Origin of the sequence: Rhizobium centroccidentale (assembly GCF_030182565.1) — a bacterium.
Lineage (GTDB): Bacteria > Pseudomonadota > Alphaproteobacteria > Rhizobiales > Rhizobiaceae > Rhizobium.
The window spans coordinates 19,796-43,249 of the sequence record NZ_JAQJCG010000006.1 but is presented as its reverse complement, the minus strand read 5'-3'; the positions used below and the strand labels follow the sequence as shown (position 1 = coordinate 43,249).

The 23,454-nt window shown below is 61.7% G+C and carries 21 protein-coding genes; 5 read left to right on the top strand and 16 right to left on the bottom strand.

The features are described from left to right. Positions 1-420 precede the first annotated feature (420 nt). Positions 421-1,686: a glycerate kinase type-2 family protein gene (locus PH562_RS10205; protein WP_285172871.1), complete on the bottom strand. Its 1,266-nt coding sequence runs from the start codon at positions 1,684-1,686 to the stop codon at positions 421-423. 211 nt (positions 1,687-1,897) lie between these two features. Here PH562_RS10205 and PH562_RS10200 point away from each other — a divergent pair, with 211 nt between their 5' ends. After that, positions 1,898-2,326: an OsmC family protein gene (locus PH562_RS10200; RefSeq protein ID WP_285172870.1), complete on the top strand. Its 429-nt coding sequence runs from the start codon at positions 1,898-1,900 to the stop codon at positions 2,324-2,326. Between the two features lie 169 nt (positions 2,327-2,495). Here the strand turns inward: PH562_RS10200 and PH562_RS10195 are convergent, their stop codons facing one another. The 3 genes from PH562_RS10195 to PH562_RS10185 form a co-directional block, all read right to left on the bottom strand. Then, positions 2,496-3,038: a carboxymuconolactone decarboxylase family protein gene (locus PH562_RS10195; RefSeq protein ID WP_285172869.1), complete on the bottom strand. Its 543-nt coding sequence runs from the start codon at positions 3,036-3,038 to the stop codon at positions 2,496-2,498. Between the two features lie 10 nt (positions 3,039-3,048). Beyond that, a complete protein-coding gene (locus tag PH562_RS10190) occupies positions 3,049-4,395 on the bottom strand; it encodes an LLM class flavin-dependent oxidoreductase (RefSeq protein WP_285172868.1) in 1,347 nt (448 codons plus the stop codon). Between the two features lie 137 nt (positions 4,396-4,532). Beyond that, a complete protein-coding gene (locus tag PH562_RS10185; protein ID WP_285172867.1) occupies positions 4,533-5,444 on the bottom strand; it encodes a LysR family transcriptional regulator in 912 nt (303 codons plus the stop codon). Positions 5,445-5,566: 122 nt separating this feature from the next. Here PH562_RS10185 and PH562_RS10180 point away from each other — a divergent pair, with 122 nt between their 5' ends. The 3 genes from PH562_RS10180 (at position 5,567) to PH562_RS10170 (ending at position 8,656) form a co-directional block, all read left to right on the top strand. Then, complete coding sequence (locus PH562_RS10180) at positions 5,567-6,307, top strand: SDR family oxidoreductase (RefSeq protein ID WP_285172866.1); 741 nt, start codon at positions 5,567-5,569, stop codon at positions 6,305-6,307. A gap of 79 nt (positions 6,308-6,386) precedes the next feature. After that, a complete protein-coding gene (locus tag PH562_RS10175) occupies positions 6,387-7,289 on the top strand; it encodes an SDR family oxidoreductase (RefSeq protein ID WP_285172865.1) in 903 nt (300 codons plus the stop codon). A gap of 155 nt (positions 7,290-7,444) precedes the next feature. After that, a complete protein-coding gene (locus PH562_RS10170; RefSeq protein ID WP_285172864.1) occupies positions 7,445-8,656 on the top strand; it encodes an adenylate/guanylate cyclase domain-containing protein in 1,212 nt (403 codons plus the stop codon). Positions 8,657-8,675: 19 nt separating this feature from the next. On the opposite strand, the gene PH562_RS10165 is transcribed toward PH562_RS10170, so the two are convergent. The 8 genes from PH562_RS10165 to PH562_RS10130 all read right to left on the bottom strand — a co-directional run bounded on the left by PH562_RS10165 (position 8,676) and on the right by PH562_RS10130 (position 17,918). Beyond that, the gene (locus tag PH562_RS10165; RefSeq protein ID WP_285172863.1) at positions 8,676-10,643 is read right to left on the bottom strand and encodes a 3-hydroxyacyl-CoA dehydrogenase NAD-binding domain-containing protein; all 1,968 of its coding nucleotides are present in this window, start codon (positions 10,641-10,643) and stop codon (positions 8,676-8,678) included. A 21-nt stretch (positions 10,644-10,664) separates the two neighbouring features. Then, complete coding sequence (locus PH562_RS10160) at positions 10,665-11,060, bottom strand: RidA family protein (RefSeq protein WP_069611780.1); 396 nt, start codon at positions 11,058-11,060, stop codon at positions 10,665-10,667. Then, complete coding sequence (locus tag PH562_RS10155) at positions 11,038-11,469, bottom strand: acyl-CoA thioesterase (RefSeq protein WP_285172862.1); 432 nt, start codon at positions 11,467-11,469, stop codon at positions 11,038-11,040. Before PH562_RS10155 ends, PH562_RS10160 begins: the two co-directional genes overlap by 23 nt. A gap of 8 nt (positions 11,470-11,477) precedes the next feature. After that, on the bottom strand, positions 11,478-12,659 hold the full coding sequence (locus tag PH562_RS10150; RefSeq protein ID WP_113351660.1) for an acyl-CoA dehydrogenase: 1,182 nt from the start codon (positions 12,657-12,659) through the stop codon (positions 11,478-11,480). A 115-nt stretch (positions 12,660-12,774) separates the two neighbouring features. Further along, the gene (locus PH562_RS10145) at positions 12,775-13,953 is read right to left on the bottom strand and encodes an acyl-CoA dehydrogenase family protein (RefSeq protein ID WP_285172861.1); all 1,179 of its coding nucleotides are present in this window, start codon (positions 13,951-13,953) and stop codon (positions 12,775-12,777) included. 4 nt (positions 13,954-13,957) lie between these two features. Next, on the bottom strand, positions 13,958-14,809 hold the full coding sequence (locus PH562_RS10140) for an enoyl-CoA hydratase family protein (protein ID WP_285172860.1): 852 nt from the start codon (positions 14,807-14,809) through the stop codon (positions 13,958-13,960). A gap of 3 nt (positions 14,810-14,812) precedes the next feature. After that, entirely contained in the window at positions 14,813-15,592 is a 780-nt protein-coding gene (locus tag PH562_RS10135) for an SDR family NAD(P)-dependent oxidoreductase (protein ID WP_285172859.1), read from the bottom strand. A 7-nt stretch (positions 15,593-15,599) separates the two neighbouring features. Continuing rightward, positions 15,600-17,918: a bifunctional salicylyl-CoA 5-hydroxylase/oxidoreductase gene (locus tag PH562_RS10130; RefSeq protein WP_285172858.1), complete on the bottom strand. Its 2,319-nt coding sequence runs from the start codon at positions 17,916-17,918 to the stop codon at positions 15,600-15,602. 297 nt (positions 17,919-18,215) lie between these two features. Here PH562_RS10130 and PH562_RS10125 point away from each other — a divergent pair, with 297 nt between their 5' ends. Continuing rightward, the gene (locus PH562_RS10125; RefSeq protein WP_285172857.1) at positions 18,216-19,829 is read left to right on the top strand and encodes an AMP-binding protein; all 1,614 of its coding nucleotides are present in this window, start codon (positions 18,216-18,218) and stop codon (positions 19,827-19,829) included. A 15-nt stretch (positions 19,830-19,844) separates the two neighbouring features. On the opposite strand, the gene PH562_RS10120 is transcribed toward PH562_RS10125, so the two are convergent. Genes PH562_RS10120 through PH562_RS10105 form a run of 4 tightly spaced genes read right to left on the bottom strand, consistent with a single transcriptional unit; the run spans position 19,845 to position 23,452 of the window. Further along, entirely contained in the window at positions 19,845-20,693 is an 849-nt protein-coding gene (locus PH562_RS10120; protein ID WP_285172856.1) for an ATP-binding cassette domain-containing protein, read from the bottom strand. Then, positions 20,690-21,562 (bottom strand): ABC transporter ATP-binding protein, encoded by an 873-nt coding sequence (locus tag PH562_RS10115; protein WP_285172855.1) that lies wholly within the window; start codon positions 21,560-21,562, stop codon positions 20,690-20,692. Before PH562_RS10115 ends, PH562_RS10120 begins: the two co-directional genes overlap by 4 nt. After that, positions 21,559-22,452 carry an ABC transporter permease gene (locus tag PH562_RS10110; RefSeq protein WP_285172854.1) on the bottom strand — a complete coding sequence of 298 codons (894 nt, stop codon included), beginning with the start codon at positions 22,450-22,452 and terminating at the stop codon, positions 21,559-21,561. The genes PH562_RS10115 and PH562_RS10110 overlap by 4 nt, the downstream gene beginning before the upstream one ends. Next, positions 22,445-23,452, bottom strand: a complete 1,008-nt coding sequence (locus PH562_RS10105; RefSeq protein ID WP_285172853.1) for an ABC transporter permease — start codon at positions 23,450-23,452, stop codon at positions 22,445-22,447. Before PH562_RS10105 ends, PH562_RS10110 begins: the two co-directional genes overlap by 8 nt. Positions 23,453-23,454 lie beyond the last annotated feature (2 nt).

Sequence of the window (23,454 nt, the reverse complement as noted above, 5' to 3'; positions counted from 1 at the left end):
ATTTAGATTTTAGGTCGACCCGACCTAAAATCATCCGGCTCTAATGGAGCGATCCCGCCGCGGCCGGAAGCCGGCGCACTATGTCTTCCATGCACTACTACGGATAATTTTGGTCCTCCTTTCGCGGGGAAAATCGCTTCGCACTTGCAATATTTCTTTTATTAGTTGAGCCTATTTTAGATTGTTGCTTGTCGAGGCGAGTATTGCGTGGAGGGTAATCATGGCCGTGACGAAGCTCGAGCAATGGAAGAGCGAGCGCAGGAGTAAGACCAGGCCATTCATCGTTGGCGAGAGGACACACGTCGTGGAAATCGAATGTGACCATTGCAGCCGGCATTTCTTCCGATGGACGTCGACCGCAGCCGCCTATTGGCGCTGTGACGATTGCACTGCAATTGTCTAAGCACCCGTTTCCGGTGGTTACGCGATCAGGATGGCACGGAAGTCATTGACGTTCGTTCCGGTCGGGCCGGGGGCGAAAAGATCGCCGATGGCGTTGAAAGCCGTCCAGGCATCGTTGTTCGCCAGCATCTCGGCCGGCACCAGTCCAGCCTCTCGCAGTCGCGCCACCGTACCAGCATCGGCAAAGGCGCCGGCATTGTTCTCGCTACCGTCGATGCCATCAGTGTCCGCAGCCATGGCGTGAATGCCGGAGTGGCCGTCGATATCGATGGCGAGCGACAGCAGGAATTCCGAGTTCCGTCCGCCCTTGCCCTTGCCTTTCAGCGTTACAGTCGTTTCGCCGCCTGACAGCAGCACGATCGGTTTGGCGAAAGGCCTGTTGCGGTGAAGCACTTCGCGGGCGATGGCGGCGTGGACATGCGCAGCTTCGCGAGCCTCGCCCTCGATGGCGTCGGAGAGGATGGCGGCTTCGATGCCGGCGGCACGTGCCACATCGGCGGCAGCCTCCAACGAGACGCCAGCGGATGCGATGAGATGCACTTCATTGCCGGCAAAACGAGGATCGTCCGGGCGCGGCGTGTCGGCCTCGACCTTTCCGATATAGGCGAGAACGGCTGGCGGCAGTTCGATCTGGTAGAGGCGGATGAGGTCGAGCGCTTCGGCGCGCGTGCCGGCGCCTGGCACGGTCGGGCCGGAGGCCACCAGGGCAGGGTCGTCGCCGGGAATGTCCGAGACGACGAGGGAGACGACTTTGGCGGGATGGGCCGCGGCAGCCAGCCGGCCGCCCTTGATGGTCGACAGATGCTTGCGGATGACATTCATCGCCGAGATCGGTGCGCCGGAGGCAAGCAGCGCCTTGTTGACGGCGATTTCGTCTGCAAGGCTCAGAGCGCCGGCCGGTGAAGGTAGCAGCGCCGAGCCACCGCCTGATATCAGCGCGATCACCAGATCGTCCTCCGTCAGGCCCTCGACAAGTTTCAGAAGCCGGCGGGAAGCGACGAGGCCTGCTTCGTCCGGCACGGGATGGGCGGCTTCGATGATCTCGATCCGGCGGCAGGGGGCTGAAAAACCGTATCGCGTCACGACAAGGCCTTCCAGCGGGCCGTCCCAGCATTGCTCCAGCGCGGCCGCCATCTGGGCAGATCCCTTACCGGCGCCGACGACGATCGTGCGACCCTTCGGTTTGGCCGGCAGATGCGTGCGAATGCCGGTCAACGGATCGGCGGCACGAACCGCGGCATCGAACAGCGAGGTCAGGAAGGCGCGGGGATCGGTAACGGTCATGTCGAACTGCCTGTTTGCTAGAGCGTTTATACGCAATTCCGGACGGAAAACCGCTGCGCATTTTTCCTGAAATTGCTTCTCAGAGCCTGTAACCATTTGGTGGCTTAACTGGCTGGAAGACGCAAGTGCCACGAACTGCAATTGTGTCCCGCGCGATGAATCCCTATGTAGAAGGAAAGGGTTTCCCGCTTTTATTTCAAGGATTTTCGACATGGCCGAACTGAAAGTGAAGACGAGGCAGACGGGCGCGACCGCCACGGTCGGCCGCACCGGCTTTCCGCATGTGACGTCGGTGACGGGTGGCGAAATCGACATCGTCACTTCGCCGTCGCAGCCGGGTTTCAATCCGCTCGACCTGCTCTATTCGTCGCTCTCGGCCTGCCTGGTCTTGAGCGCCCGCATGGCAGCCAGCAGCCTCGGCGTGCTGGACAAGCTCACCGAGGTCACAGCCGTCGTGACGGGCGAAAAGGCGACCGAAGGCCTGTCCCGCGTGGAGAAATTCAACATCGCCTTCACGATCAAGGGCGATTTCAGTGATGAGGTGCGCAACGCGATCGCGCATGCGGCCGAAGATGAGATTTGCACTGTGAGCAACACGATCCGCGGCAATCCGCAGTTCGAGACGACGATTTCGGGATAGTCGCTAAAGCCCCTCATCCGCCCTGTCGGGCACCTTCTCCCCGTTTTGACGGGGAGAAGGGATGGCCGCGCCATCGCCGTTTCCTCTCTCGCGCTGAGTTGGGCGAGGATACAGAGGTCATTCCCTCTTCCCGCGTGCGGGGAGAGGGTTAGGGTGAGGGGCAATTTCGTCACTTCGCCGGAAACTCAAACCCTTCAAGATAAGGCCCGAGCTCCGGGTCGATATCCACCTTCACGGCATTGTTGTAGATCGCGGTTGCGATCATGATTCCCGCGAAAGCCACGAGGTTGGCAAGCGTCGGCTCGTCATAGCGCGCTTTCAACCGTGCCCAAATCTCTTCGGGAATGGCGTTGGAATCCCTGACGATCGCCTTGCCGAATTCGATCAGTAGCGCCTCTTCTTCGCTCGGCACGATCGTTTCCGGCGTTAGGCCGGCATTAATGAGCGCGCGCCGGAAGAAGCCGACCGGGATGATCGAGCGGCATTCGATCGCAATGGCATGGCAGAGCAGCCAGACGGCGCGATCGTCCAGCGCGGGACGCAATTCCTCGCGCAAAGGAAACCATTCCGCATAGATACGATGCGCGACCGGCGAATGCAGCAATGTCCGCTTCATGTTCGTCATGCGACCGCGCAGCTGCATTTCGCGATCATGCTCGGCACGCACGGCCTCGGAAGCAGTCTCATAATCGATCGGCGTGATATGGCTCATGTCATCTCTCTTACTGCGCGGCTTCAGCGGCAGCCTTGAAGAAGCGGTTTTCCGGCCGTGGCAGGCCGAGGTGTTCGCGCAATGTCGTGCCTTCGTAGTCGCGACGGAAGATGCCGCGGCGCTGAAGCTCTGGAACGACGCGGGTGGTCACGTCAAGCAGGCCCTGGGGCAGGAAGGGGAAGACGACATTGAAACCGTCGGAGCCTTCCTCGTGCAGCCATTGCTCCATCTCATCGGCAATACTCTCAGGCGTGCCGACAAAGGCCAGGCCGGCATAGCCGCCGAGACGCTGGGCAAGCTGGCGCACGGTCAGCTTCTCCGATTCGGCAAGCGCGATGACGCGTTCGCGGCCGCTCTTGCTGGCGTTGGTCTCCGGAATCTCCGGCAGCGGGCCATCGGGATCAAACTTGGAAGCATCATGCCCCAACGCGATCGATAGCGATGCGATGGCGCTGTCGTAATGGACAAGGCTGTCGAGCTTTGCTCGTTTCGCCTTCGCCTCCTCGATCGTGTCGCCGACGACGATGAAGGCGGCGGGCAGGATCTTCAGATGATCCGGATTGCGCCCGATCGCCTTCATCCGTCCCTTGATATCGGCAAAGATCGACTTGCCGTCAGCAAGATTACGGGGGGCTGCGAAGACCGCTTCGGCGGTTTCGGCGGCAAGCTGGCGGCCGGCATCCGATTGCCCGGCCTGCACGATGACGGGCCAGCCCTGCGGCGGTCGCGCGATGTTAAGAGGCCCGCGGACGCTCAGTTCCTCTCCCTTGTGCCCGAGGACATGCAGCCGCTCGGGATCGAAGAAGATGCCGCTTTCGGCGTCGCGGATGAAGGCATCGTCGGCGAAGCTGTCCCAGAGGCCGGTCACGACATCGTAGAACTCGCGAGCTCGATGGTAGCGCTCGCCATGTTCCATGTGTTCTTCGAGGCCGAAATTAAGGGCGGCATCGGGATTGGATGTGGTGACGATATTCCAGCCGGCGCGGCCGCCGCTGATGTGGTCGAGGGAAGCGAAGCGGCGGGCGATGTGGTAGGGCAAGTCGAAGGTGGTCGACGCCGTGGCGACGAGCCCGATCCTGTCGGTAACGGCGGCGAGCGCCGAAAGCAGGGTGAAGGGCTCGAAGGAGGTCACAGTGTGGCTGCGCTTGAGCGCCTCGATCGGCATGTTGAGAACCGCCAGGTGATCAGCCATGAAGAAGGCGTCGAATTTCGCCTTTTCCAGCTCCTGCGCGAAGCTTTTGATGTGCTGAAAATTGAAGTTGGCGTCCGGATAGGCGCCGGGATAACGCCAGGCGCCGGTATGCAGGCTGACGGGACGCATGAAGGCGCCCAGCTTCAATTGCTTCTGTTCGGTCATGGGCTCTCTCTCGAAAATCACTGGGCTATCATGACGTCGTAACGGCGGCGCCCACAGGATAATGCACTACGACGTAGGCGTGCCGGCCGCGCATTCAAAGAGCCGATTTCATTTATTTGATCGCTTTCGCGGAATATTCATCCGTCCTCGGCTTCGGGGCTGTTCTGCCCGGCAAAAACCTTCACAAGCCAATCTATGAAGACGCGGACCCGTGGCGAAAGCTGGCGGCTGCGCGGATAGAGCATCGAGACGGGCGTTCGGGTCGGTGGATAGTCCTCAAGGACATGCAGCAGCTCGCCCGATCGTAAGGCTTCCTCTGCGTGATAGCTCGGAACCTGGATCATGCCGAGGCCGAGCTTGGCCGCGGCGAAATAGCTCTCGGCCGCGTTGACGGAGATGGTGGCCGGCAGGGTGATTTCGCGCACGGCGCCATCGATCTGGAATTCCAGCGGCAGCAATCCGCCCGTTGCGGAGGAGCGGAAGCCAACCATGCGGTGGCCGTCGAGCTTCTCCGGATGGGCGGGCATGCCGAAACGTTCGACATAGGCGGGTGCCGCAAGTGTCACCTCTTCCAGCATCGCGACGCGGCGGCCGATCATGTCACTATCCTGCAGCGTACCGACACGCAGCACGCAGTCTATCCCCTCGCGGATGAGATCGACGAACCGGTCGCCCTCGGTGATCTGCAATTCGATATCGGGATAGGTTTCGAGGAAGGAGGTCAGGTTCGGCAGGACGAAGTGCCGTGCAAGCGTTCCATGTACGTCGACGCGCAAGACGCCCTTTGGCTTTGCCCCGGCAAAGGCGCCTTCAGCATCCTCGATATCGGAGAGGATGCGCAGGCAGCGCTGATAATAGGCTTCGCCGTCGAGCGTCGGGCTGACGTGCCGCGTCGTGCGCTGCAGCAGGCGTACGCCGAGACGCGCCTCGACCTGCTTGATCGCGTCCGTTACCGTCGAGCGGGGCAGACCGGTATCTTCGGCCGCCAGCGTGAAGCTGCGCCGTTCCACGACCCGGCAAAACACACGCATGGCATCGAATCTGTCCATATTATTTGTTCGCTGATTTCGGATAGTGATGCCGACTATTGGCTGATTATCCGCCCCATGAAAAGGGGCATCTTCTCCTCATCGAAACGCGCTAAGGCGCAAAAGCAACGAAGGATGAGGAAATGAGCAGCAATTCTAATAAGGTAGCAATCGTCACCGGCGCATCGCGCGGCATCGGCGCCGCCGTTGCAGAGCGTCTGGCCGAGGATGGCTTCACCGTCGTCATCAATTATTCCGGCAGCGAAGCCGCCGCCGAGGAACTCGCCCGCAAGATCGAGGAAAAGGGTGGCAAGGCGCTGACCACGAAGGCCGATGTTTCCGATGTCGAAGCCGTGCGCCGCATGTTCGACGCAGCCGAAGCTGCCTTCGGCGGTGTCGATGTCCTCGTCAACAATGCCGGCATCATGCAGCTTGCCAAGATTGCCGAGGCCGATGACGCGCATTTCGACCGCCACATCGCCATCAACCTCAAGGGCACGTTCAACACGTTGCGCGAAGCCGGCAAACGCCTGCGTGACGGCGGCCGTATCGTCAATTTCTCGACCAGCATCGTCGGCCTGAAGCTCGAAACCTACGGCGTCTATGCCGCAACCAAGGCCGGCGTCGAGCTTCTGACCGGCATCATGGCGAAGGAACTGCGCGGCCGCTCGATCACGGTCAATGCGATCGCGCCCGGCCCGACGGCCACCGATCTCTTCCTGAATGGCAAGAGCGACGAGCTCATCAACCGCATGGCCAAGATGAACCCGCTGGAGCGCCTGGGCACGCCGCAGGATATCGCTGCTGCCGTCTCCTTCCTCGTCGGTCCGGATGGCGGCTGGATCAACGGCCAGACGCTGCGCGCCAATGGCGGCATGATCTGAGCCAATTAGGCGGCAGCGCAATGCCTGCCGTCCTCCACTTCATCGTCAACAACAGCCAATCCTCTGAAGGAACAGGATCATGAGCAAGCAAGTCATCGTAATCACTGGCGCATCGAGCGGCTTCGGCGCTCTGACGGCACGCGCGCTCGCCAAGGCAGGCCATACAGTCTATGCAGGAATCCGCGAAACCAAAGGACGCAATGCAGCGCAGGTCGAGGCAGCAGCGGCTTTCGCCAAAGAAAACAGCGTCGATCTCAGAACCGTCGAACTCGATGTTGCCTCGGATGCTTCCGTCGACGCCGGCATTGCCGCCGTCATCGCCGAGCAGGGCCACATCGATACCATCATCCATAATGCCGGCCATATGTCCTTCGGCCCGGCAGAGGCCTTCACGCCTGCGCAGTTCGCCGAGTTGTACGATATCAACGTGCTCAGCACCCAGCGCGTCAATCGCGCCGTGCTGCCCTACATGCGCAGGCAAGGAAAGGGACTGGTCGTCTGGGTCTCCTCGTCGAGCACGCGCGGCGGTACGCCGCCGTACCTCTCGCCTTATTTCGCAGCCAAGGCCGCCATGGACTCGCTTGCCGTGTCCTATGCATCCGAACTGACACGCTGGGGCATCGAAACCGCTATCATCGTGCCGGGTGCCTTCACGAAGGGCACCAACCACTTCGCTCATTCCGGTTCCCCAGCCGACAAGGCTCGCGCCGCCGAATATGATGACGGCCCCTATGCCGGCGTTCCCGATCAGGCGCTGAAGGGGCTTGCGTCGCTGGAGCCGGCGGATGCCGATGCCGCTTCGGTGGCGACGGCAATCGTGGATATTATCGACATGCCGTTTGGTTCGCGGCCGTTCCGTACCCATGTAGATCCTTCAGAGGATGGTGCTGAGATCGTCAACGGTGTTGCCGATCGGGTTCGGGCAGAGCTTTTCCGGCGCATCGGCCTGGAAGACCTGCTGAAGCCGCATGCAAAGGCCTAAGGCCAGCGATCATCCTTTGAGCGTGTCAAATCGCCGCTTCTGTGCCACAGAAGCGGCGATCTGTTGCGTGCATCAGGGCTATTTTGCGTTGTACAGCATTCCAAGCCTTGGAGTTTCGTACTAAAGCGATTCCTTCAGAGGGTCGGGAGATATCCATGGACGCGAAGGACATTGGCGAAATTGCCAGCTGGCTCATGCAGGCCGGTCTCAAGGGGATGACGGAAGTCGATATCCTCTCGGGTTTCTGCGAGCAGTGCCGTCAGCATGGTCTCAACATCGATCGGGCCATGGCGCTGATGGATACGCTGCATCCGGTCTATGAGGGCCGCGCCTTCCGCTGGGACGGCAATCAGATCATCGAGCGCGAGTTCGAATATGGCCCGACGCAACAGGGGATTGCCTCTGAAAACTGGCAGCGTTCCGCCTTCTATCACATGCTGATGACGGGTGGAGACGAGGTGCGCCGGCGTATCGGCTTCGGCGACCCGACCGATTTCTACGGGCTCGATACGCTGCTAGCCGATGGTCACACCGACTACATCGCCATGATCCACCGTTTCGAAGAGGGCGGCACGATCGGCGAGATGGATTGCTTCTATTCCAACTTTGCCACCGCACATGAGGTCGGCTTTCCGGAGGAAGATCTGCGCGTGCTGCGCAAGCTGACGCCGGCGCTGGCTTTGGCGATCAAATGCACCGGCATGAGCCGCATCGCCCGCACTATCGCCGAAGTCTATCTCGGCGAGGACGCAGCGCGGCATGTGCTCGAAGGCAAGATTACCCGAGGCAAGACCGAGCGGATTTCGGCAGCCCTCTGGTTTTCCGATCTCGCCAATTACACGCGCATCTCGGATACGGCCGAGCCGGATGAAATCATACCGATGCTGAATGCCTATGCCGATGCGGTCATCTCCTCGATCCACGAGGCGGGCGGCAACGTGCTGAAGCTCATCGGCGATGGCACGCTGGCAATCTTCAAGGCTCGCAATTCCGCCGATGCCTGCGCCGCTGCCCTGATGGCGGAATCGCTGCTGCGCCAGCGGTTGCGCGACCTCAACTCGCAGCGGCAGATCGAAGGCCGCCCCGTAACGGACGTCTATCTCGGTCTGCATATCGGCGATGTCTTCTACGGCAATATCGGCAGTATGGACCGGCTGGATTTCACCGTCATCGGCCCGGCCGTCAACGAAGTCAGCCGCATCGCTTCGATGTGCCGGTCGGCCGACCGCAACATCCTGATGTCGTCGAATTTCATCGAGGCGCTATCGGGTCAGCAAAGCAACGATCTCGTTTCCGTCGGCCGCTACGCGTTGCGCGGCGTCAAGCGGCCGCAGGAATTGTTCACGCTGCTGTCTTCGGCGGCCTGACCCCTCTGCGTGACCGCTTTCAGCGGCGGCCGGCCGCAAACATCGGGCCGCCCTTGCTTGCCGGGAAGCCATAGCCATTGATCATTACGAGATCGATATCACTGGCGCGGGCGGCGATGCTTTCCGCAAGCAGCGCCTCGCCTTCGATGGCCATGGCTTTCAGCAGGCGGCTGACGATCTCTTCCGCGGTGAAGCTCCTTGGTACAATGCCTTTTTCAGCGCGCGCGGCTTCGATCACGGCCGTTACCTCGGGATCAACAGTCCGTTTGCCGTTGGGATAGGCATACCAGCCGCGGCCGGTCTTCTGGCCGAAACGGCCGGCTTCGCAGAGCCGGTCGGCGATGACGACGTAGCGCTCAGCCGGATCGCGTGTCGCAGCCTGCCGCTTGCGGCGTGCCCAGGCGATTTCCAGCCCCGCCATGTCGAACACGGCAAAAGGTCCCATCGGAAAGCCATAGGCCTCCAGTGCCGCGTCGATCTCCAGCGGCGAGGCGCCGTCCTCAACCATGTATTCCGCTTCGCGGCGATAGGCGGAAAAGATGCGGTTGCCGATGAAGCCTTCGGTGACCCCCGATACGACAGGCAACTTGCCGAGCCGTTTTGCAAGGGCAAGGGCCGTCGCCAGCGCATCCGGCGCCGTGTTCTTGCACTTCACCACTTCCAGGAGCCGCATGACATTGGCGGGCGAGAAGAAGTGCAGGCCGACGACGCGCTCTGGTCGTTGCGTTGCGGCGGCGATTACGTCGGGGTCGAGATAGCTCGTATTGGTGGCAAGAACCGCGTCGGCGCGAACGATCGTATCGAGGCGCTGGAACAGCTCGGTCTTAACGGTGAGATCGTCGAAGACAGCTTCGATGACGAGATCGGCCTGCACCAGCTGCTGCATATTGGCGGTGACGGTCAGCCGGCCTAAGCGATCTTCTCGCCCCGCCGCATCGAGGCGACCGGACTGCACGGCCTTATCGAGGAGGCCGGCGATACGCTCGCGCCCTTTGTCAGCCGCGTCGGCATTCTGCTCGACTCCGATCACGCGAAAGCCGCCATTGAGAGCCGAGACGGCAATGCCCGAGCCCATCAGGCCGGTGCCGACAATGCCGATGGTTTCGATTTTGCGTGGGGCAACGGCCTCCAGTCGCTCGACCTTGCCCGCGGCACGCTCGGCGAAAAAGACATGGCGCAACGCTGCGGCCTCTTCGCTGTCGCGAAGCTCGATGAAGGTGCGGCGTTCCTCGGCGAGACCTTCCGACAAAGAGACGGTCGTCGCCAGCCGCACGAGGCGGATGGCCTCGGCAGGCGCACGCTGGCTACGTGCCTTGCGCAATGCGTCTGATGCCGCCTTGTCGATTGCATCTGCAGCTTCTGGAGGAACCGTCAGCGATCCCGTGCGGCGCAGCGCAGCGGCGTTGGCCGTCTTGGTGTCGACGATAGCTTCGGCGATCAGTTCGCCCTTGGCCACACCATCGACAATGCCGAGCTTGAGGGCTTCGGCAGCCGATACAATGCGTGCATTGGCGATCATATCGATGGCGGCGGCGATGCCTGTCAGACGCGGCAGGCGCTGCGTGCCGCCGGCGCCGGGTACGATGCCGAGTTTAACTTCCGGCAGGCCGAGCTTCGCGGCCGGCGCGGCAAGGCGACGATGGCAGGCGAGCGCCACTTCCAGACCGCCGCCCAGCGCAACACCGTTGATTGCTGCGACAACGGGTTTCGGAGAGAATTCGATGCGGGAAATGACATCAGGTAGATGCGGCTGGACCGGCGGCTTGCCGAATTCCTTGATGTCGGCGCCACCGATGAAGCTGTTGCCGGTGCCGGTCAGTACGACGCCCTTAACCGCGCCGTCTTTTTCAGCGTGATCAAACGCCGCCATCAGGCCAGCCCGGACATCGGCAGAGAGCGCGTTGACGGGGGCATTATCGATAGTGACGACGAGGATCCCGTCGGTCAACGCCGCCGAGATGGTGTCCGAAAAGCGTAGTGCCGACATGACCTACCACTCCGTGCGATATTATTCCGGGATCACGGCCGTTGCCTGGATCTCGATCTTCGCGCGATCTTCGACGAGGGCGACGACTTGTACGGCGGCCATGGCAGGGAAGTGCCGGCCGATGATCTCGCGGTAGGCCTGGCCGATGCCCTTAAGGTTACCGAGATACTCCTGCTTGTCGGTGAAATACCAGGTCATGGACGTGATATGCTTCGGTTCGGCGCCGCCTTCGGCGAGAATGGCGACGACATTCTTCAGCGTCTGGCGCACCTGCTCGACGAAATCGTCGCTTTCGAATTCGCAGGCGGCATTCCAGCCGACCTGGCCGCCGACGAACACCATGCGGCCCGTCGCCGCCATGCCATTGGCATAGCCGATCGGCTTGGCCCAGCCCTCAGGTTGCAGGATGGTGTGCATCGGTCGTCTCCAGATGAGAGGTCAGCGCGGCGCGGATATCCTCCGGCCATTCAAGGGATGTGTGCGTATCGAGCGAGGTGGCGACGACGCGATGTTTGGCCGTCCACAGCACAAGGCCATTCGCCGAGACCTGATGTTGCAGATCGAGCGAGGAGCGGCCGACACCATGGACCGAAAGCAGGAATTCGAGATCGTCACCCTGCAGGCCCGGCTTGATGAAGGTCAGATCGAGCCGCACCGTGGGGACACCGATGCGGCGGTCGTCGATCAGTTTTCGCCAGGAGAAGCCGATCGAAGCGAAATAGTCTTCCAGCACCCCGACGAGGATGTTTAGATAGGATGGGAAATAGGCGATGCCTGATGGATCGCAATCTCCGAAGCGCAGGGGTCTGATGGTTCTGAACGCCACGGCCGGCCTCAGTTCGAAAAGGCGGCGATGCCAGTGATGGCGCGGCCGAGGATGAGGGCGTGGATGTCGTGCGTGCCCTCATAGGTGTTGACCACTTCGAGGTTGACGAGATGGCGCGCGATGCCGAACTCATCCGAGATGCCGTTACCACCCAGCATGTCGCGGGCGGCCCGGGCGATATCCAGCGCCTTGCCGCAGCTGTTGCGCTTGAGGATGGAGGTAAGCTCGACAGGCGGATGGCCCTCTTCCTTCATGCGGCCAAGCCGCAGGCAACCCTGCAGGCCGAGCGTGATCTCGGTCACCATGTCGGCAAGCTTCTTCTGGATCAGCTGATTGGCGGCGAGGGGACGGCCGAACTGCTTGCGGTCGAGCACGTACTGACGTGCCCTGGCATAGCAATCCTCTGCCGCGCCGAGCGCACCCCAGGCAATGCCGAAGCGTGCGGAGTTGAGGCAGGTGAAGGGACCCTTGAGGCCGGATACGTTCGGCATCAGGTTTTCTTCGGGCACGAAGACATTATCCATCACGACTTCGCCCGTTATAGAGGCGCGCAAGCCCACCTTGCCGTGGATGGCAGGCGCCGACAGGCCTTTCCAGCCCTTTTCAAGGATGAAGCCGCGAATAAGACCGTCCTCGGTCTTGGCCCAGACGACGAAGACATCGGCGATCGGCGCGTTGGAAATCCAGGTCTTGGCGCCGGTCAAGCTGTAGCCGCCATCGACCTTCTTTGCGCGTGTCACCATCGAGCCGGGATCGGAGCCGTGGTTCGGCTCGGTGAGGCCAAAGCAGCCGATCCATTCGCCAGTTGCAAGCTTCGGCAGATATTTCTGCTTCTGCGCTTCCGAGCCGAAGGTCTCGATCGGCACCATGACGAGCGAGGACTGAACGCTCATCATCGAGCGATAGCCGCTGTCGACGCGTTCAACTTCGCGGGCGATCAGGCCATAGGCGACGTAGCTGAGGCCGGCGCCGCCATATTCCGGCGAGATTGTCGGGCCGAGCAGGCCGAGTTCACCCATTTCGCGGAAAATCGCCGGATCGGTCTTTTCATGACGGAAGGCTTCCAGCACGCGGGGCGCAAGCTTTTCCTGCGCATAGGAATGCGCAGTATCCAGCACCATGCGTTCGTCGTCGCTTAGCTGCTCCGTCAGCCGGAACGGATCGGCCCAGTCGAAAATCTCGCGGCTCATGCTCTCAATCTCCCATTAGAGCGGTTCAGTGTTTTCAGTTAGCACTGAACCGCTCAATTTCTTTGTTCACGCAATTCCGGACGGAAAACCGCTTCGCGCCTTTCCTGGAATTGCTCTAGGTCTTCAGAAGTTCGCGCGCGACGATGAGTTTCTGAACTTCCGTCGCACCTTCATAGATGCGTAGCGCGCGGATCTCCCGATAGAGTTTTTCCGTTATCTCGCCCGACTTCACGCCGCGTCCGCCAAAGAGCTGGACGGCGCGGTCGATGACGCTTTGCGCGGTTTCCGTCGCCGTCATCTTGGCCATGGCAGCCTCGCGCGTCGTCGGCAAGCGCTGTACGTCGCGACACCAGGCTGCCCGGTAGGTGAGCAATGCCGCCGCGTCGATGCCGGTCGCCATATCGCCGAGGGCGGCCTGCGTCAACTGAAGGTCGGCCAGCGCCGCGCCGAACATCGGACGTGACCGCGCATGGGCAAGGGATTCATCGAGCGCGCGGCGGGCAAAGCCGAGGCCGGCTGCGGCGACCGAGGCGCGGAAGATATCGAGCGTGCGCATGGCGATCTTGAAGCCTTCGCCGGGCGCGCCGAGGCGGCGGGAAGCGGGAATGCGGCAATTGTCGAAACGGATCGTCGCCAGCGGATGCGGCGCGATGACCTCGATGCGTTCGGCAATCGAGAAGCCGGTATCGTCGGCAAAGACGACGAAGGCAGAGATGCCGCGGGTTCCCGGCGCTTCGCCGGTGCGCGCAAAGACGGTATAGACCTCGGCAATGCCGCCGTTGGAGATCCAGGTCTTCTCGCCGTCGAGAATATAGTGATCGCCATCGAGGCGGGCAGTGCAGCTCATGGCGGCCACGTCGGAGCCGGCGTCCTTTTCCGACAATGCGAAGGCGGCGAGCCAGTCACCCGAGCGCACCTTGGGTAGAACGGCCGAGCGCAATTCGGGCGAGCCGGAGAGGCCGATCGCACCGGTGCCGAGGCCCTGCATGGCAAAGGCAAAATCGGCAAGGCCGTCATGCCAGGCGAGCGTTTCGCGGCCGAGGCAGACCATGCGGGAATCGATGAGCGGTTCGCTGTCCGACGAACCGGTTGCGGCGGTCAGAAGCTCGGCGTCGCCCAGCGCTTTGACCAGCTTGCGGCACGCGCTATCGATATCGGCGTGATCGATAGACGTCATCGCGCCGGATTTCGCGAAGGCATCGACCTCGGCGGCAAAACGATGATGACGCTCCTCGAAGAAGGGCCAATCCAGATGATCGCGCGTCGGGCCGGGGAGGCTGTTTGTCGCGGACATCCCCTCAATCCCCCTGGAATTCCGGCCGGCGCTTGGCGGCGAAAGCCTCGAAGGCGCGGCGGAAATCCTGCGTCGCCATGCAGATCGCCTGCGCCTGCGCTTCAGATTCGATCATTTCATCGATGCCCATCGCCCATTCCTGGTTCAGCATGGTTTTGGTCATGCCGTGGGCGAACCACGGACCGTCGGCCAGCGAGCGGGCGAGTTTGACTGCTTCGCTCTCGAGGTCGGTGCTAGGGTGCAGGCCGTTGTAGAAGCCCCAGGCCTGTCCTTCCGCTGCCGTCATCGATCGGCCGGTGAAGAGGAGTTCGGCGGCGCGGCCCTGGCCGATGATGCGGGGAAGGATGCCGCATGCGCCCATATCCGCACCGGCAAGACCGACGCGGGTGAACAGGAAGGCGGTCTTGGCTTCGGGCGTCGCGAGCCTCAGATCGGAGGCCATGGCAAGGATGGCACCGGCGCCGGCGCAGATGCCGTCCACTGCCGAGATGATCGGCTGCGGGCACTTGCGCATCGCCTTGACGAGATCGCCGGTCATGCGCGTGAAGGCCAGAAGCTCGGGCATTGCCATGCGCGTCAGCGGCTCGATGATCTCGAAGACATCACCGCCGGAGGAGAAATTGCCGCCGGCGCCGGTCAGCACGATGGCGCGGATATCCGATGCATAGACGAGATCGCGGAAAAGATCGCGCAGTTCGGCATAGCTGTCGAAGGTCAGCGGATTCTTACGCTCAGGACGGTTGAGGCGGATGGTGGCGACGCGGCCGTCTTCGCTGACATCCCAAAGGAAGTGCTCCGGCTTATAATCCTTGAAGGGCTTCAGATGTCCCTTCATAGTCATGTCCCGATCGCTCATCCCTCAAATCTCCCCACCGGCAACCGCGATTGCCTGTCCATTGATCGATGCCGCGGCCGGAGAGGCCAGCCATACCACGGTATCGGCGACCTCTTCCGGCCTGACGAGACGTCCCTGCGGATTGGACTTCGTGAACTCGGCAAGCGCCTGCTCGGCCGTGCGCCCGGTCTTGGCAACGATCGTCTCGATCGATCGCTGGATGATCGGCGTATCGGTAAAGCCGGGGCAGACGGCGTTCACGGTAATACCGGTTTTCGCCAGTTCCAGCGCCAGCGAGCGAGTGAGGCCGACGACGCCGTGCTTGGCGGCGACGTAAGCCGACACATAGCCGTAGCCCTTCAGGCCAGCCGTCGAGGCGATGTTGATGATCCGCGCGCCGGCACCACGGGCTTTCAGATCGGGGAGGGCAGCCTGCGTCACCACGAAGACACCGGTGAGGTCGACCGAGAGAACGTGGTTCCAGGCCTCCAAGGTCGTCTTCTCGAAGGGCGCGCTTGGCGCTTCGCCGGCATTGTTGATGAGGATATCGACAAGACCGAATTTCTCGCGTGCCTTGGCAAGGCCTTGGGTAACGGCGTCGGGGCTGGTGACATCGAAGCCATCAACCACGAATGCATGGGCGCGGATTTCGGCGGCAACCGCTTCCAGCGGCTCGCGGCGGCGACCAGCTAGGCTGACACGCGCGCCTTCGGCAGCAAGTGCCGTGGCGATCGCAGAACCTATGCCGCTGCCGGCCCCGGTGACGAGGGCGTGACGGCCGGCGAGTTTGCCCGAAGTCGTCATTCGATCCTCATTTCGCCGGTGCTGCCGTGGCCGCGCGGGCGAGGTTGGTTTCATACTGAATCTTGCCGGAAACATATTGCTTCGGCCAGGGAATGGAAGTCAGGCCGATCTTGGCGGCTTCATGCAGCGCCCACGCCGGGTCCGCCAGATGCGGGCGGGCGATGGCGCAGAGATCGGCACGGCCGGCGGCGATGATCGAATTGGCATGATCGGCTTCCGAGATCGCACCAACGGCAATCGTCGGGATGCCGATCTCGTTGCGGATCTTGTCGGAGAAGGGCGTCTGGAACAGGCGGCCGTAGACGGGCTTTTCCTGTTTCGAGACCTGACCCGAGGAGCAGTCGATCAGGTCGGCGTCGGCCTCCTTGAACATGCGCGCGAAGATCGCGGCATCTTCCGGCGTGTTCCCGCCATCGGTCCAGTCATGGCAGGAGAGACGAACCGAGATCGGCTTGTCCGCCGGCCAGATGGCGCGGATCGCGTGAAAAATCTCCAGGGGGTAGCGAGCGCGGTTTTCATGGCTGCCGCCATACTCGTCATCACGCAGATTGGTGAGAGGCGACAGGAAGCTCGATAACAGATAGCCGTGAGCGCAATGCAGTTCCAGCCAGTCGGCGCCGGTCTTAATGGCAAGTTCCGTCGAGCGGATGAAGTCGGCTTTGACGCGGTCCATATCGGCGCGATCCATAGCCTTCGGCACCTGGCTATTCCTAAGGTAGGGGACTGATGATGCCGAGATCAGCGGCCAGTCGCCTTCGGGGAGCGGCTGGTCGATGCCTTCCCAGGCAAGCTTCGTCGCGCCCTTTCGCCCGGCATGGCCGAGCTGGATGCCGACCTTGGCGGCGCTGTTCATGTGAACGAAGTCGACGAGGCGCTTCCATTGCGCGACCTGTTCCTCGTTCCAAAGGCCAAGACAGCCGGGAGTGATGCGGGCATCCGGGGTGACGCAGGTCATTTCCGCGAAGATCAGCCCCGCGCCGCCAAGCGCGCGCGAGCCGAGATGGACGATATGGAAGTCGTTCATCACGCCATTTTCAGCGGAATACATGGCCATCGGCGAGACCACGATACGGTTGACGAGTTGAACGTCGCGCAGGCGATAGGGCGTGAACATCGGCGGCAGGCAGCGGTCGTTGCCGACGGCGAGACCGGATTTCTCGGCGAACCAGCGCTCATAGCCTTCAAGCCAGGTCTTGTCGCGCAGCCGCAGATTTTCGTGGCTGATGCGCTGCGAGCGGGTCAGCATCGAATACATGAATTGCGGCGGCTCTAGCGTATCGGCATAGCGGCGGCCAACGACTTCGAACCATTCCATCGCATTGCGGGCGGCGTTCTGGATGCGGGCGACGTCGACGCGGCGGATTTCCTCATAGGTTTCGAGGACGGCCGGTATCTTGTCCTTCTCCTGCCCGTGAATCTGGAACTGCCGCGTCAGCTCGATCGCGTCATCGATGGCAAGCTTGGTGCCGGAGCCGATGGCGAAATGCGCTGTATGGGCGGCGTCGCCCATCAGCACCACATGGGAATTGCCGTTGAAATGGCTCCACTTGCCGCAGATAAGGCGATTGAAGTTCAGCCATGCCGAGCCGCGGATGTGGCGGGCATTAGTCATCAGCGAAGCGCCTTCGAGCACTTCCGAGAACAGGTTTTCGCAGAAGGCGATGGAGCCGTCCTGGTCCATCTTGTCGAGGCCATGGGCAAGATAGGCCTCTTCCGTCGTCTCGACGATGAAGGTCGAGGTCTTGTCGTCGAACTTGTAGATATGCGCCTGGAACCAACCGTGATCGGTGCGGCGGAAATCGAAGGTGAAGGCGTCGAAAAGCTTGTTGGTGCCGAGCCAGATATAGCGGTTCGGCCGGGTGATCATGTCAGGCTGGAAGACTTCGGGGTAATGATTGCGGATCTTGGAATTGAGGCCGTCGGAGCCGATGATCAGATCCGCATCGGGATAATCGAGGTCGGAATTGACGTCCGTCTCGAAGATCAATTCGACGCCGAGCGCTTCGCAGCGACGCTGCAGGATATTCAAAAGCTTCTTGCGGCCGATGCCGACAAAGCCGTGGCCGGATGTGCGCTGGCGGGTGCCCTTGAAGAGGACTTCGATATCGTCCCAATGGTTGAAGGCATCTTCGATTTCGGCGGCACTTTCCGGGTCCCATTCCCGCATCGAAACCATGGTCGCATCGGAGAAGACGACGCCCCAGCCGAAGGTGTCATAGGGACGATTGCGCTCGACGACGCGGATGGAGTGTTCGGGATGGAGCTTCTTCATCAGAAGCGCGAAGTAAAGCCCTGCGGGGCCGCCGCCGATACAGACGATGCGCATCGCTTTCCCTCCTCCTTCGGCTGAAACCGATCTCAAAATAATTTAAGTTTAAAATATATTGTTGAGGCCATTCGTCAAGGCTTTTCCTCCCCAAATCTGCGGAAAGCTGATAGTCACGGTACTGTGCAAATCGGAAATTTCGCTTCTAAATCAATGGGAATTCAAAACTAGTTTAGGCTTAAAATTTCTTGCTTGAACATTCCGCGCTTCGGTGCGATCTTTTTCAGCAATGCCGCATGCGCCGCGGGGAAACGGCGATGCTGGCGATTTGATCGATAAGAATGCGGGAGCAAGGCAATGCTGGGACCGACCGGTCATACCGATACATTCACGCGAGACAATCTGCCGCCCTTCGATGAATGGCCCGAGCTGCGGATGGAGGGTTTCGACTATCCGGAATGGCTGAATGCCGGCTTCGAACTCAGCGACCGGATGGTGGAGAAGGGCTTCGCCGATCACGTGGCCCTGATCGGCAACGGCCGCCGCCGCACCTACAAGGAGCTGGCGGACTGGACCAACCGCATCGCCCATGCGCTCATCGAGGATTTCGGCGTGAAGCCGGGCAATCGTGTCCTCATCCGTTCCGGCAACAACCCCGCCATGATCGCCTGCTGGCTGGCAGTGACGAAGGTCGGCGCCGTCGCGGTCAATACCATGCCGATGCTGCGGGCCGGCGAGCTTTCGAAGATTATCGACAAGGCGGAAATCTCGTTTGCGCTTTGCGATACGCGGCTGCTGGAGGAACTGATCGCCGCCGCCAAGGATAGCCGCTTCCTGAAGCAGGTGGTGGGCTTCGACGGCACCGCCAACCATGATGCCGAGCTTGACCGCATCGCGCTCAACAAGCCGGTGCGCTTTGAAGCGGTCAAAACCGGGCGGGATGACGTGGCGCTGCTCGGTTTCACCTCGGGCTCGACGGGTATGCCGAAGGCGACGATGCATTTCCATCGCGATATCCTGATCATAGCCGACGCCTATGCCAGGGAAGTTCTGCAGGTGACGCCGGATGACGTCTTCATCGGCTCGCCGCCGATCGCCTTCACCTTCGGGCTCGGCGGTTTGGTCGTCTTTCCCCTGCGCTTCGGCGCATCGACGGCACTGCTCGAAAATGCCTCGCCGAAGAACATGGTCGAGATCATCCAGGAGTACGGCGCGACCATCAGCTTCACCGCGCCGACAGCCTATCGTGCCATGCTGGCGGCGATGGAAGAGGGGGCGGATCTCTCCTCGCTTCGGGTCGCGGTTTCCGCCGGCGAGACGCTGCCGGGGCCGATCTTCGAGGAGTGGACGCGCAAGACCGGCAAACCGATCCTCGACGGCATCGGTTCGACCGAGATGCTGCATATCTTCATCTCCAATCATCTCTCCGATGCCAAGCCGAACTGCACGGGAAAGCCGCTGAGGGGCTATGAGGCTCGCGTCGTCGATGACGAGATGAACGAGGTGCCGCGCGGGACCATCGGCAAACTGGTCGTTCGTGGGCCGATCGGCTGCCGCTATCTCGCCGACCACAGGCAGGTCGATTATGTGCGGGATGGCTGGAATGTGACCGGCGACAGCTTCGTTCACGACGATGAAGGCTATTTCCACTTCGCCGCGCGTTCCGACGACATCATTCTTTCGGCCGGTTACAATATTGCCGGACCGGAAGTGGAAGCGGCCCTTCTTTCGCATACAGATGTGCTGGAATGCGCCGTCGTCGGTAAGCCCGACGAGGAGAGAGGCCATATCGTGCAGGCCCATGTCGTGCTGGCGCCCGGCATTGTTGCCTCGGATCTGCAGGTTCGCAAGCTGCAGGATCATGTGAAGACCGTCATCGCGCCTTACAAATATCCGCGTTCCATTATCTTCGTCGAAGCTCTGCCGAAGACGGAATCGGGCAAGATACAGCGCTTCCGCCTGCGCAACTGAACCTCCGAGTGCTTATCAGGCAGCGTTTTCCTGGCCCGTCTCGCGGCCGAGCCAATGCGGATCGATTTCCGGCAAGGGAATAGCATCGAGCAGCATGCGCGTGTAGGCGGAAGCGGGTGCGGTGAAGACGCGCTCGCAATCGCCTTCCTCCTCGACGCCACCGTTGCGCAGAACATAGACGCGGTCGCAGACGGCACGGATGACGGAGAGATCGTGGCTGATGAAGGCCATGGAAAGGCCGAGATCGCGCGAAAGCTCCTTCAGCAGATTCAAAACCTGCGCCTGCGTCGACACGTCGAGGCCGGAGACGATTTCGTCTGCGAGCACGAAATCCGGCTTCAGCAGGGCAGCACGCGCGATGCCGATGCGCTGGCGCTGGCCGCCCGAGAGTTCATGCGGATTGCGGTCGAGGCAGGCCTGCGGCAGCGTCACCCGCTCAAGGATTTCGGCGACCTGGTGCTCGGCGTCTTTCCGATCAGAAGCGAGTTTGTGGAGCAGCAACGGCTCGACGAGGATGCGGCGGATCGTGTGGCGCGGGTTGAGCGAGGCCATCGGGTCCTGAAAGATCATCTGCATGCGCCGACGCAGCGGCCGCATGTCTGTAGCCGGCAGACGCGTGATGTCTCTGCCATCGAAATGGATGCTGCCTGCCGTCACATCGACGAGCCGCAGTAGGGCGCGGCCGAGGGTCGTCTTGCCCGAGCCGCTTTCGCCGACAATGCCGACTGTTTCGCCGCGGCGGATATCGATATCGACGCCGTGCAGTACCTTGATGCCAAGGCCCGGCGGGCCGAACAGATGCCGCTTGGCACCATAGGTGACCTCGATGCCCCTAGCGGACAGGAGATTGTCGGAAACGCTCATCGGCTTCCCTCCGGAATGCCGATCTCGCGGCGCAATTGTTCGAAAACCGCTTGCGGCACCGGCGTCAGCCCGGTATCCGGCCGGTCGTAGCGCGGCCCGGCCGATATCAAGGATTTCGTGTAGATATGCTTGGGATGCGCCAGCACGTCACTTGTGCGCCCCTCTTCGATCACCTTGCCGGCATAGAGCAGGGTCACGCTGTCGCAGATCTGGGCGACGACGCCGAGATCATGCGTGACGAAGATCACCGCGGTGCCATGCGCTTCCTGCAGGCCGCGGATCAGCCGCAGGATCTGCTTCTGAACGGTGACATCGAGCGCGGTAGTGGGCTCGTCAGCGACGACCAGCTTCGGTTCGAGCGCGAAGGCGGCGGCGATCAATATGCGCTGGCGCATGCCGCCAGACAGTTCGTGGGGATAAGCGCGCAGTACACGTTCGGGATCGCGGATGTGCACTTCCTCCAACAGCTTCAGTGCGCGCCGGCGGGCGTCGCCCGATGACATGCCCCGCTTCAACCGTAGGCCATCGGTCAGTTGCGCCTCGATGCGTCGACCGGGATTGAGCGCCGTCTGCGGATCCTGCGGGATGAGCGAGATATCGCTTCCCATGATATCTCGCAGATCCCTGGCGGAGAGCGTGAGGAGATCGCGATTCTCGAACAATATCGAGCCGCTCGTGATGCGGACGCTGCGCGGCAGGATGCCGAGCAGGGCTTTGGCGATGGTCGATTTTCCGGCGCCGCTTTCGCCAACGAGCCCGCGTACTTCGCCGCGTTCAAGCGTCAGGGAAACGTCGCGCAGGATCGGTGCGCCGCCATCGCGATCGGATACGGCGCTGAGGCCGGTCATGGAGAGAAGCGGAGATGTCATCGGCGCATGACCGGATCGAGGGCGCGCCGCAGGCCGTCGCCGAGTTGATTGAAGGCAAGCACCGTCGCGAAGAGCGCGATCAGCGGCACGACCAGCACCCACCAGCCTTGATAGATCATCTGCCGCCCCTCGGCGATCATGCCGCCCCAGGTCGGCGTGTCCGATGCGACAGACAGGCCGACGAAGGACAGAATGGCTTCGACGATGACGGCGATGCCCATTTCCAGGCTGACAAGGGCGATGAGCACGGGCGTCACATTGGGCAGGATCTCGCTGAAGAGAATTTTCGCCCGCGAAAAGCCGATGGTGTGGGCGGCGGTCACGTAATCCATGCGCGCCTGCGCCTGCGTTTCCGACCGCACGACGCGACAGAAGCGCGTCCAGTCGATGATGACGATAGCGGCGATGACCGAATGCACGCCGGAGCCGAAGACGGCCACGAGCAATATCGACAGTAGCACCGGCGGGAAGGCCATCCAGATGTCAACGAGGCGGGAGATCACCTTGTCGATCCAGCTGCCATACCAGCCGGCGAGAAGGCCGAGCAACGTGCCGATCAATGCCGCAAGTCCGGCTGCGACGAAGGCGACCGTCAGCGCGATGCGCGTGCCGAAGATCGCGCGCGAGAGCACATCCCGGCCGAGATCATCCGTCCCCAGCAGGAAACCGGGATCAGAGCCTTCGATCCATGCCGGCGGTAGCGTGCCGGACATCAGATCCTGCTCCAGCGGATCCTTCGGCGCGATATAGGGCGCAAAGATCGCGAGGATGAGGAGGATGAGAATGAAGCCGCCGCCGAAGATCACCTTTGGCTCGGAAAGCAGCGCGCGGACGCGTTTCGCTAGCCTTGATGGTGGTTGCTGTATGGCGGGCGAGATGACGTCAGCCATGGGCGAGCCTCGGATTGAAGGCCGCGACCAGGAGGTCGACCGCCAGATTGACGAGAATGAAGAGAGCGCCGAAGACCAGAACAAGTCCCTGAATCAGCGGCAGGTCGCGGTTGATGACGGCATCGATTGCCATATTGCCGATACCGGGATAGGCGAAGATGCGCTCGACGATGACGGTGCCGCCGATCAGGAAGGTGAATTGCACGCCGGTCAGCGCGATCGTCGGGCCGACGGCATTGCGCAGCGCCTCCTGCAGCACCAGCCGCAGCTCGGACATGCCTTTCAGCTTGGCGAGCAGAATATAGTCCTGCACCATGGCCTCGGAGAGCGCTGCCTTCAGCACGCGGGCGATGATGGCGGCGAGCGGCAGGCCGAGCGCCAGGACCAGCATGACCATATGGGCGCAGATATCCGCGAAGATGCCGAAGCGAAATGTTACGAGGCTTTCGATGAGATAAAAAGGGGTTGCGAATTGTGCGTCGATGCTCGGATCGATACGGCCGGAGAGTGGGAAAAGCGGAAAGAGAACGCCAAGGACAAGAACAAGTGCGAGAGCCCAGACGAAATCCGGAACGGCAAGGAAAAGGCCGTTGAGGCTGTCGATCAAAGGCTCGAAAATCGTACGGCGGGCAAGCGTGCCGATGATCGCGACCGCGCCGCCGAGCAGAATGGCCAGCACCAACGCGGCGAAGGCAAGCTCCAGCGTTGCCGGGAGGCGCTCGCCGAGGAGGGAGAGCACATCGCGCTTCAGGGAAATCGATGTCCCGAAATCGCCTATCAGAACCGATTTCAGCCAGAGCCAGAATTGCGTGGTCAGGCTCGCATCGAGGCCGTAATGGGCACGCAGTGCTGCGATATCGGCGGGGCTTGCGCCCGGCGAGATCATCATCGCGATCGGATCACCCGGCACGACGCGTAACAGCACGAAGACGATCACCGCCACTCCGAAGAGGGTGATTGCGGCCATGATGAGGCGGTTCAATATGGAGACTGCTATCATGC

Excerpts from the sequence above, each read along its gene's own strand:
- PH562_RS10190 (WP_285172868.1), bottom strand. The coding sequence starts at position 4,395 with ATGACCGAACAGAAGCAATTGAAGCTGGGCGCCTTCATGCGTCCCGTC.
- PH562_RS10135 (WP_285172859.1), bottom strand. The coding sequence starts at position 15,592 with ATGACGACTTCGGGCAAACTCGCCGGCCGTCACGCCCTCGTCACCGGG.
- PH562_RS10185 (WP_285172867.1), bottom strand. The coding sequence starts at position 5,444 with ATGGACAGATTCGATGCCATGCGTGTGTTTTGCCGGGTCGTGGAACGG.
- PH562_RS10170 (WP_285172864.1), top strand. The coding sequence starts at position 7,445 with ATGGACGCGAAGGACATTGGCGAAATTGCCAGCTGGCTCATGCAGGCC.
- PH562_RS10150 (WP_113351660.1), bottom strand. The coding sequence starts at position 12,659 with ATGAGCCGCGAGATTTTCGACTGGGCCGATCCGTTCCGGCTGACGGAG.
- PH562_RS10175 (WP_285172865.1), top strand. The coding sequence starts at position 6,387 with ATGAGCAAGCAAGTCATCGTAATCACTGGCGCATCGAGCGGCTTCGGC.
- PH562_RS10165 (WP_285172863.1), bottom strand. The coding sequence starts at position 10,643 with ATGTCGGCACTACGCTTTTCGGACACCATCTCGGCGGCGTTGACCGAC.
- PH562_RS10110 (WP_285172854.1), bottom strand. The coding sequence starts at position 22,452 with ATGGCTGACGTCATCTCGCCCGCCATACAGCAACCACCATCAAGGCTA.
- PH562_RS10140 (WP_285172860.1), bottom strand. The coding sequence starts at position 14,809 with ATGAGCGATCGGGACATGACTATGAAGGGACATCTGAAGCCCTTCAAG.
- PH562_RS10125 (WP_285172857.1), top strand. The coding sequence starts at position 18,216 with ATGCTGGGACCGACCGGTCATACCGATACATTCACGCGAGACAATCTG.
- PH562_RS10195 (WP_285172869.1), bottom strand. The coding sequence starts at position 3,038 with ATGAGCCATATCACGCCGATCGATTATGAGACTGCTTCCGAGGCCGTG.
- PH562_RS10105 (WP_285172853.1), bottom strand. The coding sequence starts at position 23,452 with ATGATAGCAGTCTCCATATTGAACCGCCTCATCATGGCCGCAATCACC.
- PH562_RS10160 (WP_069611780.1), bottom strand. The coding sequence starts at position 11,060 with ATGCACACCATCCTGCAACCTGAGGGCTGGGCCAAGCCGATCGGCTAT.
- PH562_RS10145 (WP_285172861.1), bottom strand. The coding sequence starts at position 13,953 with ATGTCCGCGACAAACAGCCTCCCCGGCCCGACGCGCGATCATCTGGAT.
- PH562_RS10180 (WP_285172866.1), top strand. The coding sequence starts at position 5,567 with ATGAGCAGCAATTCTAATAAGGTAGCAATCGTCACCGGCGCATCGCGC.
- PH562_RS10120 (WP_285172856.1), bottom strand. The coding sequence starts at position 20,693 with ATGAGCGTTTCCGACAATCTCCTGTCCGCTAGGGGCATCGAGGTCACC.
- PH562_RS10200 (WP_285172870.1), top strand. The coding sequence starts at position 1,898 with ATGGCCGAACTGAAAGTGAAGACGAGGCAGACGGGCGCGACCGCCACG.
- PH562_RS10205 (WP_285172871.1), bottom strand. The coding sequence starts at position 1,686 with ATGACCGTTACCGATCCCCGCGCCTTCCTGACCTCGCTGTTCGATGCC.
- PH562_RS10115 (WP_285172855.1), bottom strand. The coding sequence starts at position 21,562 with ATGACATCTCCGCTTCTCTCCATGACCGGCCTCAGCGCCGTATCCGAT.
- PH562_RS10130 (WP_285172858.1), bottom strand. The coding sequence starts at position 17,918 with ATGCGCATCGTCTGTATCGGCGGCGGCCCCGCAGGGCTTTACTTCGCG.